12 protein-coding genes and 5 tRNA genes are annotated in these 18,037 nt (G+C 42.6%); 6 read left to right on the plus strand and 11 right to left on the minus strand.

Annotated elements, in window-relative coordinates:
• Positions 1 to 80: 80 nt before the first annotated feature.
• The 9 genes from F0226_RS05405 to F0226_RS05445 all read right to left on the minus strand — a co-directional run bounded on the left by F0226_RS05405 (position 81) and on the right by F0226_RS05445 (position 6,836).
• Entirely contained in the window at positions 81 to 1,019 is a 939-nt protein-coding gene (locus F0226_RS05405; protein WP_171734691.1) for an ABC transporter permease, read from the minus strand.
• Positions 1,020 to 1,021: 2 nt separating this feature from the next.
• Entirely contained in the window at positions 1,022 to 1,999 is a 978-nt protein-coding gene (locus F0226_RS05410; protein ID WP_171734692.1) for an ABC transporter permease, read from the minus strand.
• Positions 2,000 to 2,180: 181 nt separating this feature from the next.
• Positions 2,181 to 3,734: an ABC transporter substrate-binding protein gene (locus tag F0226_RS05415; RefSeq protein ID WP_171734693.1), complete on the minus strand. Its 1,554-nt coding sequence runs from the start codon at positions 3,732 to 3,734 to the stop codon at positions 2,181 to 2,183.
• A gap of 105 nt (positions 3,735 to 3,839) precedes the next feature.
• Positions 3,840 to 5,567 (minus strand): ABC transporter ATP-binding protein, encoded by a 1,728-nt coding sequence (locus F0226_RS05420; protein ID WP_171734694.1) that lies wholly within the window; start codon positions 5,565 to 5,567, stop codon positions 3,840 to 3,842.
• 662 nt (positions 5,568 to 6,229) lie between these two features.
• Positions 6,230 to 6,306 (minus strand) — tRNA-Pro (locus tag F0226_RS05425).
• A gap of 54 nt (positions 6,307 to 6,360) precedes the next feature.
• Positions 6,361 to 6,436 (minus strand) — tRNA-His (locus F0226_RS05430).
• Positions 6,437 to 6,480: 44 nt separating this feature from the next.
• Positions 6,481 to 6,557, minus strand: a tRNA-Pro gene (locus F0226_RS05435).
• A gap of 76 nt (positions 6,558 to 6,633) precedes the next feature.
• A tRNA-His gene (locus F0226_RS05440) sits at positions 6,634 to 6,709 on the minus strand.
• 50 nt (positions 6,710 to 6,759) lie between these two features.
• Positions 6,760 to 6,836 (minus strand) — tRNA-Arg (locus F0226_RS05445).
• Between the two features lie 297 nt (positions 6,837 to 7,133).
• Here F0226_RS05445 and F0226_RS05450 point away from each other — a divergent pair.
• Positions 7,134 to 7,547 (plus strand): cytochrome c5 family protein, encoded by a 414-nt coding sequence (locus F0226_RS05450; RefSeq protein WP_137374121.1) that lies wholly within the window; start codon positions 7,134 to 7,136, stop codon positions 7,545 to 7,547.
• A 97-nt stretch (positions 7,548 to 7,644) separates the two neighbouring features.
• Here the strand turns inward: F0226_RS05450 and rep are convergent, their stop codons facing one another.
• Positions 7,645 to 9,663 carry a DNA helicase Rep gene (gene rep / locus F0226_RS05455; RefSeq protein ID WP_171734695.1) on the minus strand — a complete coding sequence of 673 codons (2,019 nt, stop codon included), beginning with the start codon at positions 9,661 to 9,663 and terminating at the stop codon, positions 7,645 to 7,647.
• 180 nt (positions 9,664 to 9,843) lie between these two features.
• Between rep and F0226_RS05460 the strand changes: the two genes are divergently transcribed.
• From F0226_RS05460 to F0226_RS05475, 4 genes are all read left to right on the plus strand, one after another.
• The gene (locus F0226_RS05460; RefSeq protein ID WP_171734696.1) at positions 9,844 to 10,425 is read left to right on the plus strand and encodes a TetR/AcrR family transcriptional regulator; all 582 of its coding nucleotides are present in this window, start codon (positions 9,844 to 9,846) and stop codon (positions 10,423 to 10,425) included.
• An 18-nt stretch (positions 10,426 to 10,443) separates the two neighbouring features.
• On the plus strand, positions 10,444 to 11,547 hold the full coding sequence (locus tag F0226_RS05465) for an efflux RND transporter periplasmic adaptor subunit (RefSeq protein WP_171734697.1): 1,104 nt from the start codon (positions 10,444 to 10,446) through the stop codon (positions 11,545 to 11,547).
• A gap of 11 nt (positions 11,548 to 11,558) precedes the next feature.
• Positions 11,559 to 14,681, plus strand: coding sequence for a multidrug efflux RND transporter permease subunit (locus F0226_RS05470; RefSeq protein WP_171734698.1), 3,123 nt, complete (start codon positions 11,559 to 11,561; stop codon positions 14,679 to 14,681).
• A 120-nt stretch (positions 14,682 to 14,801) separates the two neighbouring features.
• A complete protein-coding gene (locus F0226_RS05475; protein ID WP_009848085.1) occupies positions 14,802 to 15,053 on the plus strand; it encodes an accessory factor UbiK family protein in 252 nt (83 codons plus the stop codon).
• A gap of 277 nt (positions 15,054 to 15,330) precedes the next feature.
• Here F0226_RS05475 and ilvC read toward each other — a convergent pair whose 3' ends face one another.
• A complete protein-coding gene (ilvC, locus tag F0226_RS05480; RefSeq protein ID WP_171734699.1) occupies positions 15,331 to 16,815 on the minus strand; it encodes a ketol-acid reductoisomerase in 1,485 nt (494 codons plus the stop codon).
• Between the two features lie 146 nt (positions 16,816 to 16,961).
• Between ilvC and ilvY the strand changes: the two genes are divergently transcribed.
• Positions 16,962 to 17,852, plus strand: a complete 891-nt coding sequence (gene ilvY, locus F0226_RS05485) for an HTH-type transcriptional activator IlvY (protein WP_029223704.1) — start codon at positions 16,962 to 16,964, stop codon at positions 17,850 to 17,852.
• Positions 17,853 to 18,037: the final 185 nt, after the last annotated feature.

Genomic DNA, 18,037 nt, shown 5'->3' on the forward strand with positions numbered 1-18,037 from the left:
CTTATAAGCAAAAAAAGAGCCGTAATTGCTTACGACTCTTAGTTTAGTGAGTTTTTTGATTAAAAATCAATTGGATCTGATCACCCTTTATAGATTTTAGGGTTAAATACATCACGTAACCAGTCACCAAGCAGGTTAATCACCAGAACTAGCGTTACCAGTAGCACACCAGGGAAAGCAGTGATCCACCATGCCCCAGAGAAAATGTAGTTAAAACCAGTACTGATTAGTGCACCAAGTGAAGGTTGATCAACCGGAAGACCTAAACCTAGGAAAGAAAGTGCCGCTTCCGACATAATGGCATTTGCCACTTGTACCGTTGAAATAACCAAGATAGGTGATAGACAGTTTGGCAAAATATGACGGAACATAATTCGCGGAGCTTTGAAGCCCATCACTCGCGCCGCTTCCACATACTCTTTTTTCTTTTCAGCTAATACTGAAGCTCGAATAGTACGTGCGTATTGTGGCCATTCCGCCACGCCGATGATCACCACCAGCATTACCACCGCATATTGAGAGTAGAAGTCACTACCAAAGCTCGCTTTGAATATGGCAGATACAATGATCGCCACCATCATGGTCGAGAAGGAAAGCTGTACATCTGCAAAGCGCATTAAGAAGCTATCAATACGACCGCCAAAATAGCCTGCAGATAAACCAATCACAATCCCTAGTGTTAACTGTAAACCAACCGCCAAAAAGCCAATCGTCAAAGATAAACGAGAGCCGTAAAGCATGGTCGATAAAATATCACGACCTTGTTCATCAGTACCTAAAAGGAAGCGCTCTTCACCATCTTCCATCCATGACGGTGGAAGTTCTGAATCCATAATATCAATAGACGTCACGTCATACGGATCAGTAGGAGCAATGATAGGTGCAGCTAATGCCATCACTAAAAAGACGGCGAAAATAGCAAAGCTCACCATTGCTACTTTATCACGTAAGAAATAGTACAGAATATCTGACTGTTTGAATCGCTCCCAGCGAGATGGCACTGTCGATGTTTGTTCCATGATTATGCTCCTTTCCCTGTGATGTTCACTGTCGGGTTAATTACGCCGTAAAGCAAATCTACAATTGTGTTAGTCACAACGAAAATCAGACCAACAAAAATAACGTATGCCGTGATAAGTGGTGTATCTACACGGTTTATTGCTTCAAGGAAAAGGAAGCCAGTACCTGGCCACTGGAAAACAGTTTCGGTAAGAATGGTGTATGCGACCATTGTACCAATTTGAACACCACCAACCGTCAATACAGGTAACATGGTATTTTTTAAAGCGTGTTGGTAATAGATTTTATTTAATGCTAGGCCTTTTGCCTTGCCGAATTTGATGTATTCCGAGCTCAATACTTCCAGCATTTCAGAACGTACAAGACGGATAAATAAAGGCAGCATGATTGAAGCCAAAGCAATACTTGGAAGCACAAGGTGCGCCAAGCCATCTAGCGTTAAGAAACCAGATTCCCAGCCAAACCAGTTTGCGGTGTCACCGCGACCAAAGGAAGGTAACCAACCTAATTCAATAGAGAAGACATACATCAACATAATCGCCGTTAAGAATACCGGTACCGAAATACCCACACTACTGCCGGCCATTATTAATTTAGTAAAAAAGCTTTTAGGATGAATAGCGGAGTAAACACCTAAGGGAATAGACAAACAAACGATAATAATCGAAGCACCTAATACAAGCTCAAGTGTTGCGACTAATTTGTCTAAGATGACATCCACAGCGGGACGTTTGAAGAAGTACGATGTACCGAGATCACCTTGTACGGCTGCGCCAACAAAGCGAGTATATTTTGTAACGAAGGGATCATTTAAGCCGAGTTCATCACGCAGTGCTTGACGCTCTGCCTCTGAAACAGATTGACCGACTAACTCACGTAACGGGTCGCCCAGGTTATCCTGAATGGCAAACGCCACCAAACTGATCACAAACATCACTATCAGTGCCTGAAACAGGCGCTTGACCAGAAACGTAACCATTCCTTGCCCCTTTTCTATCCATGATAATCCAACAAAACAACATAGTTGGATTCAATATTTCAGTCTTAAAAAAGGTATCTAGCCAGACTGAAAGGAAGACTAAATACCGAAACTTAATGATTTACTTATTAAAGTAATTAGAGAGCCTGAATCGACAGGCTCTCTATTCTAGCAAGCTAGATTATTTTACAACTAGGTCACCGAAGTAAGGCATAACCATAGGGTTTACAACGTCTGCAGCACCTACGTTAGACTTCGCGCCCCATGCTTCACTTTGCCAATGTAGCGGTACGAATACTGCGTCATTGTAAAGTGTTGCTTCAACGCCTTTAAGCATCTTAGAACGTTTAGCAGGGTCAGTTTCAGTGTTAGACGCTTCTACAATCGCATCCATCTCTGGGTTTGAGTAACCAGAACAGTTGTATTGACCACGACCCGTTTCTTCGTTACGAGTCATTGTTAAGAACTCATTGAAGTTCGCTGAATCTTCAGTATCTGCGTGCCAACCAATCATCATCATGTCAGCAGAACATAGGTCAAACTCAGGCCAGTATTGTGCTTTTGGCATTGTCTTAAGATCAACTTTGATACCAATCTTAGACAGCATTGAAGCAGAAGCTTGCGCTACTTTTGCATCGTTCACATAACGGTTGTTTGGCGCTGCCATTGTTAATGTGAAGCCTTTCTCGTAACCCGCTTCTTTCATCAGCTTCTTAGCTGCTTTAAGATCGTAACGTGGTACTAGCTCTTCATTATGACCTGCGTAACCTGTTGGACTTTGCTGACCAGCAGATGTTGCAAAACCTTTCATGATCTTCTTAACAATACCTTCATTGTTAATTGCATGAACGATAGCTTGACGAACACGTACATCTTTAAGTGCTTCGTTGCTGTTTTGGTTCATTTGGAACGTGATGATACGAGTACCAGGTAAAGTCACTAGATCGATGTTCTTAGCGTTTTTAACACGCTTGTGATCGTTTGGTGCTACCGGGTGAATCATATCTACATCGCCAGAAAGTAGAGCAGCAACACGAGTCGCGTCTTCTTTGATTGGTACTAGCGTTAGTTTGTCTACGTTGCCTTCAGTTTCTGTATCCCAGTAATCGCCGAAACGCTCAAATGTTACCTTAACGCCTTGCTCACGCTGAGTCACAATGAATGGACCCGTACCTGATACGTTAGTTGATGCGAACGAGTTACCGTGCTTAACAACTTCTGACTTGTCTGTGCCTTCTGCTGTTTTGCCCGAGTAGAACTTGCTGTCCATTGGGAAAATGTACGTTGCTGTTTGCAGTACAAGTGGGTAAGCCGCTTTTGATATTAGCTCAACTGTGTAGTCATCTACTTTTACCATTTTTTCATATGGAGTGAAGATTGACTTAAAGTCTGGAGAAGCTTGTAGACGTTCGAAAGTCCACACTACATCGTCAGCTGTTAGTTCATTACCTGAGTGAAATTTAACACCCTGACGTAGGTTGAAGCGGAACGTAGTATCGTCAACACGTTCCCAGCTTGATGCTAGGCGGCCTTCAAAGTCCATTTCTTGTGTGAAACGTACTAGAGGGTCAAACACCATGTGAGACATTTGCAGTGTGCCACCAGATAGCTGCTCGTGCGGGTCAAGTGATACTGGGTCAGCTGCGTAGCCAACGGTAATATCTGCTGCTGCTGCACTAAAACTTAGGCCAGCTGCCATCAAAGCTACTGCTAATTTGCTTTTCATGGTTTTCATTTGCATAACTCCTTCATGCGGGAATCCAGATCCCTAGTTGTTGTATTTGCGTCTGTTATTGTTTTTCAAGTACAGCCTTGTACTTCTTGACCGCTTGAAACTTTTTTATATTGCGGCTTGCGCCACTGCTTTTTCTTCTCGTAAGCCTGTAAATTCAGGCATCAAAGAAATTAGGTGTTGACTGTATTCATGCTGTGGTGAGTTGAATAACTGCTCAGTAGGTGCTACTTCCAGTAGCGTACCCATTTGCATCACACCAACACGATCACACATCTGACGAATAACCGGTAAATCATGGCTGATAAACAGCATTGTGAGATTCAGTTCGTCTTGTAGATCTTTTAATAAGTTAAGAATTTGCGCTTGTACTGATACATCCAACGCCGATGTTGGCTCATCACAAATCAATAAACGAGGGCGCGTAGCCAAAGCACGAGCGATAGAAATACGCTGACGCTGACCACCAGAAAATTCGTGCGGATATTTCACACCAGCCATCACTCCAAGACCTACGTGCTCCAACAGATCATGAACGATCTGACGAGTTTCATTCTCGTTACGAGTCAGCTTATGGAAGCGAATTGGCTCTGCGACAATGTCAAAAATCTTCATACGTGGATTCATTGACGTGTACGGGTTTTGGAATACCATCTGCATTTGGCGGCGCATTGGACGACGCTCTTTTTCAGATTTCAGCCCAGTAAGGTCAATACCTTCGAAGGTTACCTTGCCTGAGTTAGGTGCATACAAACCTGCGATTACACGTGCGATGGTTGATTTACCTGAACCAGACTCGCCAACTAAACCAAAAGTTTCACCTTCATGCACTTCAAAACTCACGTTGTTTGACGCCTGAACGTACTCACGACGACTCTCAAAGAAAGAGTCCTTGGTGGTAAAGCGTAAGTTTACGTTTTCAACATTCAACAGCGGACCGGTGTAATCACGGTGATCTTGGCTTTGACCTAACCAGTGGTTTTTCACATCAAGTGGTTCCATCTCATGCGCTTCTTCGATGTAGCTCACAAGAGGGAAACGATCGAGTTTACGATCTGAACGAGGAACCGCTGAGATAAGACTGTGCGTATAAGGGTGTTCAGGCGTGCCAAGGACTTTCGCCGTTGGACCAAACTCAACCAAATCACCACGATACATAACGGCTACGCGGTCGGTAACGTTAGACACAACACCCATATCGTGCGTAACCAACATACAGCCTACGTTTTTCTTAATACATAAATCGCGAATCAAACCCAAGATCTGGTCTTGGATAGAAACATCCAGTGCCGTTGTTGGTTCATCTGCGATGATTAGGTCAGGTTCACCTGCCAATGCAATCGCAATAACAACACGCTGACGCATGCCGCCAGAGAATTGGTGTGGATACTGTTTGAGACGGTTCTCAGGTTGTGGGATACCCACTTGATTCATTAGATCTAATGAACGTTGATAAGCTTCTGCGTCCGATACCTTCATATTGGCATGGATCGTTTCTTTTAATTGCTGCTCAACAGTGAATAGCGGGTTCAATGACGTCATTGGGTCTTGGAAGATAAATCCAATTTTAGAACCACGTACTTTGCGCATTTGCTCAGGAGATAGTCCTGATACTTTTTCACCATCAAGGAAAACTTCACCACTCGCGATACGACCAGGAGGGCTTAATAAATCAATCACAGCATTACCAACTGTCGATTTACCCGCTCCAGACTCGCCAACTACGCCGACAATCTCTCCACGCTCAATATTGAACGACAATGATTTAACGGCGGCATGAACTCCATGACGAGATGGGTATTCGATCCGAAGGTTTTTAACTTCTAAAAGTGACATTACCAGACCTCTACTGCTATGGCAGCTTTCTGCCCTGTCTGAAAAATTGAATCCATTCATATCAGAATATTGTTCTGATATTTTATACGGCAAACAATTTGGCAAATAATTCACACAAAAGCAACAAAATTAGGATAAAAAGTCGATATTCGACGATTTGAAAGCAAAAACGACGCATAACTATTCAAAACTCAAACATATAATATAATTTACGAATGACGTTCAATATGCAACAAAGACTATTTATTAAGCTAAAACTGAGGTTAAACAAGTCCAATCATTAAAAAACATGAGATAGCCTCAAGCAGACTAGCAATAAATATTCATCAAACTAAAATTTAACACAATAAAAACATACGCTATTAAAACCAGACAAGACAGATATAACTACTATCATTACAAGCATATACAGTCAATAAGACCATAAAATTGGATTTTTGATAGGTTTTTACTTCAAAGGTGATTTTATATAAAAAACACCCACAATAGAGCCTAGTCGGAAATGACGATCGCATTGAGGTATTTATCTAAAGTGTGAAATTAGTCATCAGAATAAAGAAAGGGATGCTATCAAGAGCGCTATTAAAGCGAGTTGGCATCTGGAATGAAATTTATCGCTAGAAATGAAAAAAGCCTCGTCATTTCTGACGAGGCTTTTAAGGTGGTCGGTGAAGAGGGATTCGAACCCCCGACCCTCTGGTCCCAAACCAGATGCGCTACCAAGCTGCGCTATTCACCGAGACGTTTCGTTTGATTTCTCAAACAGGAAGCTTAAAAAAGCTACCAAAATTAATGGGGTGGCTAACGAGATTCGAACTCGCGACCACCGGAATCACAATCCAGGGCTCTACCAACTGAGCTATAGCCACCACTAATTTTTTATATAACCGCTTTAAAGCGATTATTGAAATAATGGTCGGTGAAGAGGGATTCGAACCCCCGACCCTCTGGTCCCAAACCAGATGCGCTACCAAGCTGCGCTATTCACCGACTAATTTCGTCTCAACTCTTGGGAATAATGAGTCAACACTGGAAGCCTAAGCTACCGATTTTTGTAAAGAAAGAATGGGGTGGCTAACGAGATTCGAACTCGCGACCACCGGAATCACAATCCAGGGCTCTACCAACTGAGCTATAGCCACCATTATTTCTTTTGTTGCCAATTTCTCACTTATCGAAATAAGTAACCGGATGGCGCGCCTGAAAGGATTCGAACCTTCGACCTTTGGCTCCGGAGGCCAACGCTCTATCCAGCTGAGCTACAGGCGCATGCCCTGTCGGCGGAGTGGAATAATACGTATATCACCCTAGGTCGTCTAGTACTTTTTTTACTTTTTTTATCGTTTGGTCTATTTTTCAGCAGTTAATATGTGATAAACCCCTAGTTTGAGCGTGACAAAGCACTGAAGCGTATAAGTTGTTGTTTATTGCAACAACTTATCAGGATATAATCACCCATTATTTACATTGATTTAACAGCAGCTCATGCAAAGTTGGATCAAGATGCCGCTATAACACTATAAATTGGTAAGCATGTACTTACCTTGGGAATGTAAAGTGAGTTTAATGGATATGTCTCGTCGAATTTTAACCGTTGTCATCGCAGCTTTAACTTTTTCTACGGCCGCTATGGCTTCAAACTTGAGCCAAGCTGAACAAGATGCAATTGCTGAACGCATCAAACCAGTAGGTCAGGTCTATTTAGTTGGTAGTGAACCTGTTAAGGCTGAGCCTACAGGCCCTAGAGATGGCGCAACGGTATACGGAACTTTCTGTATTGCTTGTCACTCTTCAGGAGTAAGCGGAGCACCTAAAACAGGTGACGCTGCAGACTGGGCACCTCGTATCGCTCAAGGTAAAGACATTCTAAAAGACCATGCGATCAACGGCTTTAATGCAATGCCCGCTAAAGGTTCTTGTATGGATTGTTCAGATGACGAAATCGTAGATGCTATTGAGCATATGATTGCGGGTCTGTAATCCAATAAGCAAACGGCTTCTAACATAAACAGAAAAGGTGACCACAAGGTCACCTTTTTAATATTTCATTATTGAGTAATACCGCTAACTAACGGTCTTACTTCTTATTGAACATCGCCCTTATATTAGCAATATGTGCCTGCCCTTTTTCCATACGCTCTTCTGCGGTTTGTGGCTTCTTCATATTTTCCCATTCAATATCTTCAAATGGCAGCTCGTCTAAAAAACGGCTCTGCGTAGGTTTAATGAGTTCACCATACTGTCGACGCTCACGACATTTAGTGAATGTTAGCTCTTTCTGGGCTCGAGTAATGCCTACATACATAAGACGGCGTTCTTCTTCTACATTGCCTTCATCGACACTCGTTTGGTGGGGTAAAATACCTTCTTCTGCTCCCATTAAATAAACATAAGGGAACTCTAGACCTTTAGAAGCATGCAGCGTCATTAGTTGTACTTGATCAGAATCTTCATCATCTTCGCCGCGTTCCATCATGTCACGCAGAGTTAAACGTTGAACCACTTCTCTTAATGTCTTCTCTTCTTTGTCGTAATTGTCACCTTCTAAATCGGCAACAATCCAGCTGTATAGGTCCGACACGTTTTTCATGCGCATCTCGGCGGCTTTAGGGCTTGCTGAAGTTTCGTAGAGCCAATCTTCATAGTTGATGTCACGAACCAAAGATCGTACCGCTTCAACGGTATTTCCACGTTCAGCATTATCCGAGATTCGAACAATCCAATCAGAAAAACGTCGAAGATTTTCTAAGCCTCGCCCTGTGAGCGTTTGTTCCAACCCCATTTCAAAACTGGCTGCAAATAAGCTTTTACCACGCATGTTGGCGTAACTACCCAACTTCTCTAAGGTGACAGGACCAATTTCACGGCGTGGCGTATTCACAATGCGTAAGAAGGCGTTGTCATCATCAGGGTTCACCAACACTCTAAGATAAGCCATGATGTCTTTAATCTCAGCACGAGCAAAAAATGAAGTCCCACCAGAGATTTTGTAAGGAACTCTATTTTGCATTAGGGCTTTTTCAATCAAACGAGATTGATGGTTTCCGCGATAAAGCACAGCATAAGCTTTGTAATCCGTTCTATTTAAGAACTTATGCGCAATGATTTCACCAGTAATGCGCTCAGCTTCATGCTCTTCATTCTTAGCATTCAAAACCTTGAGCTTTTCTCCATCTGGGATCTCAGAGAATAGCGATTTTTCATAAACGTGCGGGTTGTTAGCGATCAAGATATTCGCTGCTCGCAAGATTCGACTGGTCGAACGGTAGTTTTGTTCTAGCTTGATCAATCGCAGATTTGGGTAATCTTCACCAAGTAACACTAAGTTTTGAGGCTTTGCGCCACGCCAGGAGTAAATGGATTGGTCATCATCGCCTACTACCGTCAAGCGACCACGCTCTCCCACAAGTAAACGAACCAATTCATATTGGCTTGTGTTGGTATCTTGGTATTCATCAACCAACAAGTAACGAATCCGCGACTGCCAACGTTCACGTACTTCCTGATTGGTTTTCAGCAGTAATACCGGCATCGCGATCAGATCATCAAAATCTAGAGCGTTATAAGCTTTCATCTGTTTTTGATACATCTCAAAGCAAAATGCGAACAACTGTTCTTGTTCACCTTGAGCACGTGCTTTCGCCTGATCTGGCGTCAACATGTCATTCTTCCAGTTCGAAATAGTACTCATTAATGCACGCAGCAGATCTTTATCGCCATCAATTTGTGTTTCTGTAAGTTCTTTCAACAGTGCTAACTGATCTTGGTCATCAAACAATGAGAAACCAGCCTTCAACCCTAGAGCCTTGTACTCTTTTCGAATAATGGTTAGCCCCATCGTATGAAAGGTAGACACTATCAACCCTTTAGATTCATTTTTCCCAAGAGTTTGCCCAACACGCTCTTTCATTTCGCGAGCGGCTTTATTGGTAAAAGTTACTGCGGCTATATTTCTAGCTTTATACCCACACTGCTGAACCAAGTAAGCAATTTTATTAGTGATTACGCGTGTTTTACCTGAGCCAGCGCCCGCTAGAACGAGGCAGGGGCCAGAAACGTATTTCACGGCTTCATCTTGTCTTGGATTCAGTTTCATCGAGTTCTCAACATAAATTAATGAGGTCTTGTTTAGGTACATTCCTATAATAATGCTGCAACACGGGGAATGCTATGTTCTCTTTTACAAGATTTTTACGCGTGTCATGCAAAACTATGTTGCATTAATGTATGGTTCTTAAGCTATAATGAATGAACGTTCATTCACTGGTGATGATTTATGATCATTAATACATCTCAGGATAAACGTCTTCAGATACTCTCTGCTGCTGAAGCTCTTATTGCAGAAGTAGGCTTTCAAGGCTTATCCATGCATAAATTAGCGAAACAAGCAGGAGTGGCCGCTGGTACTATTTATCGCTATTTTGATGATAAAGAGCACCTAATTGAAGAGGTTCGCATACAAGTTACTCAACAAGTTGCGAATGCTGTACAAGAAGGCGTTGATGATTCACAACCAATAAAACAACGCTACCGAACCATGTGGTTAAACATATGGAACTTAGCTGGGACTAACCTTGCTGCAATAAAAAATCGAATTCAATACGATTCTTTGCCAACAACTCATTGCACTCAATTTCGGGATTTAGAACGAATTATGTTTTCCCAGGTCGAACTGCTATTTAATGAAGGTAAAGAGCAAGGACTTTTTAAACCGCTTGATAATGAAGTATTAAGTGGTCTGAGCTTAGCCGCTAGTGTTTCACTAGCTCGTAAGCATTCTTTAGGCTTTTACCAATTGGATGATGCTGCATTAGATGCCGCTATTGAAGCCAGTTGGGATGCAATAATTAAACACTAACTTGGAGTTCAAATAAGAATGAAAAAGTGGATTATCATGCTATCAATTGTACTTGTACTATTCGGTAGCGTTTTTGGATATCGCATATACGACATCCAACAAAAAATGGCCGCGTTCGCAAATATGCCAGAGCCTGCTTTTCCAGTTACCGCTATGGAAGTGGATACCGTTGACTGGGTTCCAGTTATTGAGGCAATCGGCTTTATTGAACCAAACCAAGGTGTGACTCTTGCCAATGAAACGGCTGGTATCATTGATCAAATTTCGTTTGAATCTGGTACTGACGTTAAAAAAGATCAACAACTTGTTCGTCTAGATTCAGAAGTAGAAAAAGCGAACTTGAAAAGTACTCAAGCTCGTTTACCTGCAGCTGAAGCTAAATACAAACGATACAAAGGTCTATTCAAAAAGGGCTCTATTTCTAAAGAGGCTTATGATGATGCAGAAGCTAACTTTTTCTCATTATCTGCTGATATTGAGAGCTTAAAAGCCTCTATTGAACGTCGCCAAATTCGTGCACCTTTTGATGGTAAAGTGGGTATTCGTAATGTTTACCTTGGTCAATACCTACAGTCAGGTACTGATATCGTTCGTCTAGAAGACACAACGGTAATGCGCCTACGCTTTACTGTCTCTCAAAATGATATCTCACGAATCAATGTTGGTCAGGCAATTGATATTTATGTTGATGCTTATCCTGAACGACCATTCCAAGGTTCTATCAGCGCAATTGAGCCAGCAGTAAGTGTTCAAAGTGGTTTAATCCAAGTTCAAGCCGATATTCCAAACAATGACGGTAAGCTTCGTAGCGGTATGTTCGCTCGTGCCAACATCATTCTTCCGAAGCTTGAGAACCAAGTAACGCTTCCTCAAACTGCTATCACATTCACTCTCTACGGTGACAATGTTTACATTATTTCAGATGTAGATGGCGAAATGCGTGTGAAACAGCATGTAGTTAAAGTGGGTGAAAGAGCAAAAGACAAAGCGCACATCCTTGAAGGCGTGAAGCCTGGCGATATCGTCGTGACTTCAGGTCAAGTTCGCTTAAGTAATGATGCTAAAGTTAAAGTCGTTGAAAGCGACTCTCTAACTCCACCGTCTGAAACACCAATGCTGTAATTGGAGGCACAATGCGCTTTACTGATGTTTTCATAAAACGTCCAGTTCTAGCGGTATCCATCAGCTTTTTGATTGCATTACTTGGCTTACAAGCAATCTTCAAAATGCAGGTGCGAGAATACCCTGAAATGACGAATACCGTAGTAACAGTTTCAACTGGTTACTACGGTGCAAGTGCCGATCTTATCCAAGGCTTTATCACCCAACCTCTCGAGCAGGCGGTAGCACAAGCAGATAATATCGACTATATGACTTCTTCCTCTGTATTAGGTACTTCTACTATTACAGTAAATATGAAGTTGAACACCGACCCCAATGCGGCTTTGTCGGATATATTGGCTAAAACTAACTCTGTACGATCTCAGCTTCCTAAAGAATCTGAAGATCCAACGGTAACCATGTCGACAGGTTCGACTACGGCTGTACTCTACATTGGTTTTACGAGTGATGAATTGGTTTCAAGCCAAATTACCGATTACCTAGAACGAGTAATTAACCCGCAGCTATTTACGGTTAATGGTGTGTCTAAAGTTGACCTTTATGGTGGTATGAAATACGCACTTCGCGTATGGCTAGATCCAGCAAAAATGGCAGCATTAAACTTGACTGCTTCGGATGTTATGACGGTCTTAAATGCCAATAACTACCAATCAGCAACTGGTCAAGCAACGGGTGAGTTTGTTCTTTATAACGGCAGTGCCGATACTCAGGTATCAAACACTGAAGAATTAGAGAACTTAGTAGTAAAAAGTGGCGAAGGTGAAATCATTCGTCTCTCTGATATCGCTAAGGTTTCTTTAGAGAAAAGCCACGATGTTTACCGAGCGAGTGCAAATGGTCAAGAAGCCGTTGTTGCTGCAATAAATGCGGCCCCAAGTGCAAACCCGATCAACATTGCAGCCGATGTTCTTGAGCTTCTTCCTCAACTAGAGAAGAACTTACCAAGCAACATCTCGATGAATGTCATGTATGATTCGACCATTGCTATTAATGAATCTATTCAAGAGGTTATTAAAACTATTCTTGAAGCAGCGTTAATTGTATTAATCGTAATTACCTTGTTCCTTGGTTCATTCCGAGCAGTACTTATCCCTATCGTTACTATCCCACTTTCTCTAATTGGTGTGGCAATGGTAATGCAAGCGATGGGCTTCTCATGGAACCTGATGACACTACTGGCGATGGTACTGGCTATCGGCTTGGTGGTTGATGATGCAATCGTTGTACTTGAGAACGTCGACCGGCATATAAAGCTCGGAGAGTCCCCTTTCCGCGCCGCTATTATCGGTACCCGTGAAATTGCCGTACCAGTTATCGCAATGACACTGACACTAGGCGCGGTTTATGCCCCAATTGCTTTAATGGGTGGCATCACCGGTTCGCTATTTAAAGAGTTTGCTCTTACATTAGCGGGAGCCGTTTTCGTATCAGGTATTGTCGCATTAACACTATCGCCTATGATGTGTTCAAAAATGCTTAAGGCTAACGCGAAACCAAGCAAGTTCGAGCAAAAGGTCCATAACGGCCTAGATGCAATGGCTAATGGCTATGTGAAGATACTTGGTGGCATCATGAAGAGCCGACCAGTGGTTATTGTTTTTTCACTGATCGTGTTCGGCACACTACCATTGTTGTTTAAGTTTATCCCAAGTGAACTCGCACCTTCAGAAGATAAAGGTGTAATCATGCTGATGGGTACTGCGCCTTCTAACGCCAACTTAGATTTTATGCAGAACACCATGAATGACGTGAATGCGATTCTTTCAGATCAACCTGAAGTAAAGTATGCACAAGTATTCACAGGTGTGCCTAGTTCAAACCAAGCCTTTGGTATTGCATCAATGGTTCCTTGGAGTGAGCGAGAAGCAAGCCAATCTGAAGTAGCAAACCGTGTTACCGGTCTGGTAAGTGGTGTACCAGGAATGGCAGTGACTGCATTCCAAATGCCAGAGTTACCAGGTGCAGGTTCAGGCTTACCAATTCAGTTCGTTATCACAACACCGAACTCATTTGAAAGCTTGTTCACGATCACGACTGATATTCTTGCTGATGTAAAATCAAGCCCTCAGTTTGTCTATTCTGACCTCGATTTAAACTATGATTCTGCCACGATGAAAATCAACATCGATAAAGACAAAGCAGGGGCTTACGGGGTGACAATGCAAGACATTGGTATCACTCTTGGCACAATGATGTCTGATGGCTACGTAAACCGCATTGACTTAAACGGCCGTTCATATGAGGTAATTCCTCAGGTTGAGCGTAAATACCGTCTAAACCCAGAATCAATGAACAACTACTACGTTCGTGCAGCTGATGGTAATGCAGTACCTCTTGGCAGCTTAATCACTATTGATGTTGTTGCTGAGCCACGCTCATTGCCACACTTCAATCAGCTGAATTCAGCTACCATTGGGGCAGTTCCGACTCCTGGCGTTGCTATGGGTGATGCTATTGCTTGGTTTGAGAATATTGCAGCAACCAAATTACCAAGTGGTTACAACCACGATTACATGGGTGAAGCACGCCAATACGTAACAGAAGGCAGCGCCTTATATGCTACTTTTGGTCTCGCACTAGCGATCATTTTCTTGGTTCTAGCAATTCAATTCGAATCACTAAAAGATCCGCTGGTTATCATGGTGTCAGTTCCTCTGGCTATTTGTGGAGCTCTTGTCGCACTGGCATGGGGAACCGCATCGATGAATATTTACTCGCAAGTAGGTTTGATCACGCTAGTCGGTCTAATTACTAAACACGGTATCTTGATTTGTGAGGTAGCAAAAGAAGAACAGCTACATAACAACAAGACTCGTATTGAAGCGGTAATGGAAGCGGCGAAAGTACGTCTTCGTCCAATTCTGATGACGACTGCGGCAATGATTGCAGGTCTTATCCCACTAATGTACGCAACAGGTGCGGGTGCAGCTCAGCGTTTCAGTATTGGTATTGTAATTGTTGCTGGTCTAGCGATTGGTACGCTATTTACTCTGTTTGTATTACCTGTAATTTACAGCTACTTGGCAGAGAAACATAAGCCTCTACCAGTATTCGTTGAAGATAAAGATCTAGAAAAACTAGCTCGCGTCGACGAAGCAAAAGCGGCGCATAGAGAATTAGCTGATAATAAGTAATCTCTAGGTCGTATTCACAATTAAAAAGGCTACTTCGGTGGCCTTTTTTTATACGCCAGAGGCGACATTTTGAGTGCGATTAAATAGAATAGTAGGAAATATTCAGGAGTTTTAATTGATATGTTTGATCCAAAAAAACTAGAGCAAATTGCTAAGCAAATACACGACTCAATGCCTCAACCAGTTAAAGAACTGGGTTCAGACGTAGACCAAAAAGTTCGCCAAGTTATCCAAGGGCAACTAAACAAGCTAGACGTTGTGAGCCGTGAAGAATTTGATGTTCAAACACAAGTTCTGCTACGCACTCGTCAAAAGTTGACAGAGATGGAACAGAAGCTAGCGGATTTAGAAGCAAAGATTGCTGACAAGTAAGCCGCAAAGCAAGAAAATTGAAAGGGTTGGTGTGAAAACACCAACCCTTTTATTTTTCTGAGACTCAATTAAGAACTGAAAATCGACGACGAAGACCTATCAAGCCATGTTCATTTGATTGGTTTGAATACTTTGCGCCTAAAAGAAAAAAGGCTTGGTCAACGGCGACCAAGCCTTTTTATTAGATGTTGTGTTGCTTAATTAAGGCTCCAACCTGTAAGGAGCTAGTGATACTGCTTTGCTTTTTCTACAAATTTATCAGTATCTAAGCGACTAACTAACCGCCTACAGCGATACGCTTCATGTCGCTCATGTAGCTACGTAGCTCTTCACCAATGTACTCTACAGGGTGGTTACGGATAGCTTCGTTTACTTCAATTAGCTTAGCGTTATCTACTTGGTTGGATGTTTCACCTAGACCGCGACCGATTACGTCAGTTGTAACTGAAGGCATGAACTGCTCGCGTAGTAGCGGTGTTGCTACGTTTGCGAATAGGTAGTTACCGTACTCAGCTGTATCAGAGATTACAACGTTCATTTCGTAAAGACGCTTACGAGCAACTGTGTTTGCGATTAGTGGAAGCTCATGTAGAGACTCGTAGTAAGCAGACTCATCGATGATGCCAGATGCTGTCATTGCTTCGAATGCTAGCTCAACACCCGCACGAACCATAGCAACCATAAGGATACCGTTATCGAAGTACTCTTGCTCTGAGATTTCTACGTCAGAAGTTGGGTAGTTTTCGAATGCTGTTTCGCCTGTCTCTTCACGCCAGCCTAGTAGGTTCACGTCATCGTTCGCCCAGTCAGCCATCATAGTGCTAGAGAAGTGACCAGAAATGATGTCATCCATGTGCTTGTTGTAAAGCGGACGCATTAGATCTTTTAGCTCTTCAGAAAGCTCAAACGCTTTAACTTTAGCTGGGTTAGATAGACGGTCCATCATGTGAGTTACGCCACCGAACTTAAGTGCTTCAGTAATCGTTTCCCAACCGTATTGTAGAAGTTTACCTGCGTAGCCTGGTTCGATACCATCAGCAATCATCTTCTCGTAAGATACGATAGAACCTGCTTGTAGCATGCCACATAGAATAGTTTGCTCACCCATAAGGTCAGATTTAACTTCAGCTACGAATGAAGACTCTAGGCAACCTGCACGGTGACCACCTGTACCTGCAGCCCAAGCTTTAGCGATATCCCAGCCTTCGCCTTTAGGGTCATTTTCTGGGTGAACAGCGATCAGTGTTGGAACACCGAAGCCACGTTTGTACTCTTCACGTACTTCAGAACCTGGACACTTAGGTGCAACCATTACAACAGTAAGGTCAGCACGTAATTGCATGCCTTCTTCAACAACGTTGAAACCATGAGAGTAACCAAGAGCAGCGCCTTCTTTCATTAGAGGCATTACTGTCTCAACAACATTAGTGTGTTGCTTATCAGGAGTAAGGTTAATAACTAGGTCTGCTTGAGGGATTAGCGTTTCGTAGCTACCAACTACAAAGCCGTTTTCGTCAGCATTCTTGAATGATTGACGCTTCTCATCAATTGCAGCTTGGCGTAGAGCGTAAGATACATCTAAACCAGAATCACGCATATTTAGACCTTGGTTTAGGCCTTGAGCACCACAACCAACAATTACGATTTTCTTACCTTCAAGATATTCAGCTTCTGTCGTAAATTCTTCACGATCCATGAAACGGCAGCGACCTAATTGGTCTAGTTGCTCACGAAGGTTTAATGTATTGAAATAGTTAGCCATTGTAGGGCACTCCTTTAAAAATAAGTCCGTAAGGTCGATATCTCTCTATCGAATGACTTCATACTAAAACAGGCACCCCGTTGCTTAAAGTGATATATTCACAATTAGTTATTGCAATAAATGCAACATGAGAACAATCACAGAACATGAACATAAAATCTCTACAATTATTTATACATTTATGTGATAGCAAGAGTTTCAGCAAAACAGCTGCTGCTATGCACGTCAGTCCTTCAGCCCTTAGTCGTCAAATACAAAAGCTTGAGGAAGAAACAGGGCAAGAATTGCTTATCAGGGATAACCGAAGTGTTGACCTCACACCTGCAGGGAAACATCTGTTGCCTGTGGCATTGAGCATCGTTGGCGAGTGGCAGCAATATAATCTTCACCTAAAAGGCGGAGAACAGGAGCTCAAGGGTGAGATCCGTATTTTCTGCTCCGTAACAGCAAGCTATAGCCACCTTCCTGAACTCATTACCGAATTCAGGGCTATTCATCCGTATATTGAGTTTAAGCTATCAACCGGTGATCCAGCACAATCCATCGACAAGATACTGAATGATGAGGCTGATATTGCTATTTCAGCTAAACCTGACATTTTGCCTTCAAGATTAGAATTCGAAACCATCAGCGATATACCACTGTCAGTGATCATCCCATCAGGTGTCAGTAGCTTTAGTCAGCAACTGCAATCCGAAAAGCCAAATTGGAATGAAGTGCCTTTTATCATTCCCGAAGCTGGTACTGCTCGTGAACGTGCAAATGCATGGTTCAAAAAGATGAAGATTAAGCCCAGTATTTACGCCCAGGTATCTGGACACGAGGCGATTGTAAGTATGGTAGCGCTGGGTTGTGGAGTGGGTATAGCTCCTGATGTCGTCATTAACAACAGTCCAGTGAGAGACAAAGTCGATCGTTTGAAAATAGAACCGATAAAACCGTTTGAATTAGGAGTTTGCTGTAAACGATCTCAACTGGAGAACCCACTGATTAGAGCATTCTGGCAAGTCGCCGAAGGAAAGTATCTCCCTGACTAGTTAACTTTAGATATGTTGATTAAGAGAATAATAGAGGGAGCACGTTAGTGCTCTTTTTTGTTTTTCTAAATAGCAGATATGAAAAAGCCCGCTGATTTCTCAGCGGGCTTTTCAATGGTGGTGGAGGGATAGGGATTTGAACCCTAGAACCGCTATTAACGGTTGCCGGTTTTCAAGACCGGTGC

The organism is Vibrio sp. 99-70-13A1, from assembly GCF_013114625.1.
In the GTDB taxonomy this organism is placed as follows: domain Bacteria; phylum Pseudomonadota; class Gammaproteobacteria; order Enterobacterales; family Vibrionaceae; genus Vibrio.

Bases quoted from the DNA above. Each gene is read 5' to 3' on its own strand.
- F0226_RS05405 (WP_171734691.1), bottom strand. From the start codon at position 1,019: ATGGAACAAACATCGACAGTGCCATCTCGCTGGGAGCGATTCAAACAG.
- F0226_RS05410 (WP_171734692.1), bottom strand. From the start codon at position 1,999: ATGGTTACGTTTCTGGTCAAGCGCCTGTTTCAGGCACTGATAGTGATG.
- F0226_RS05415 (WP_171734693.1), bottom strand. From the start codon at position 3,734: ATGAAAACCATGAAAAGCAAATTAGCAGTAGCTTTGATGGCAGCTGGC.
- F0226_RS05420 (WP_171734694.1), bottom strand. From the start codon at position 5,567: ATGTCACTTTTAGAAGTTAAAAACCTTCGGATCGAATACCCATCTCGT.
- F0226_RS05450 (WP_137374121.1), top strand. From the start codon at position 7,134: ATGGATATGTCTCGTCGAATTTTAACCGTTGTCATCGCAGCTTTAACT.
- rep (WP_171734695.1), bottom strand. From the start codon at position 9,663: ATGAAACTGAATCCAAGACAAGATGAAGCCGTGAAATACGTTTCTGGC.
- F0226_RS05460 (WP_171734696.1), top strand. From the start codon at position 9,844: ATGATCATTAATACATCTCAGGATAAACGTCTTCAGATACTCTCTGCT.
- F0226_RS05465 (WP_171734697.1), top strand. From the start codon at position 10,444: ATGAAAAAGTGGATTATCATGCTATCAATTGTACTTGTACTATTCGGT.
- F0226_RS05470 (WP_171734698.1), top strand. From the start codon at position 11,559: ATGCGCTTTACTGATGTTTTCATAAAACGTCCAGTTCTAGCGGTATCC.
- F0226_RS05475 (WP_009848085.1), top strand. From the start codon at position 14,802: ATGTTTGATCCAAAAAAACTAGAGCAAATTGCTAAGCAAATACACGAC.
- ilvC (WP_171734699.1), bottom strand. From the start codon at position 16,815: ATGGCTAACTATTTCAATACATTAAACCTTCGTGAGCAACTAGACCAA.
- ilvY (WP_029223704.1), top strand. From the start codon at position 16,962: ATGAACATAAAATCTCTACAATTATTTATACATTTATGTGATAGCAAG.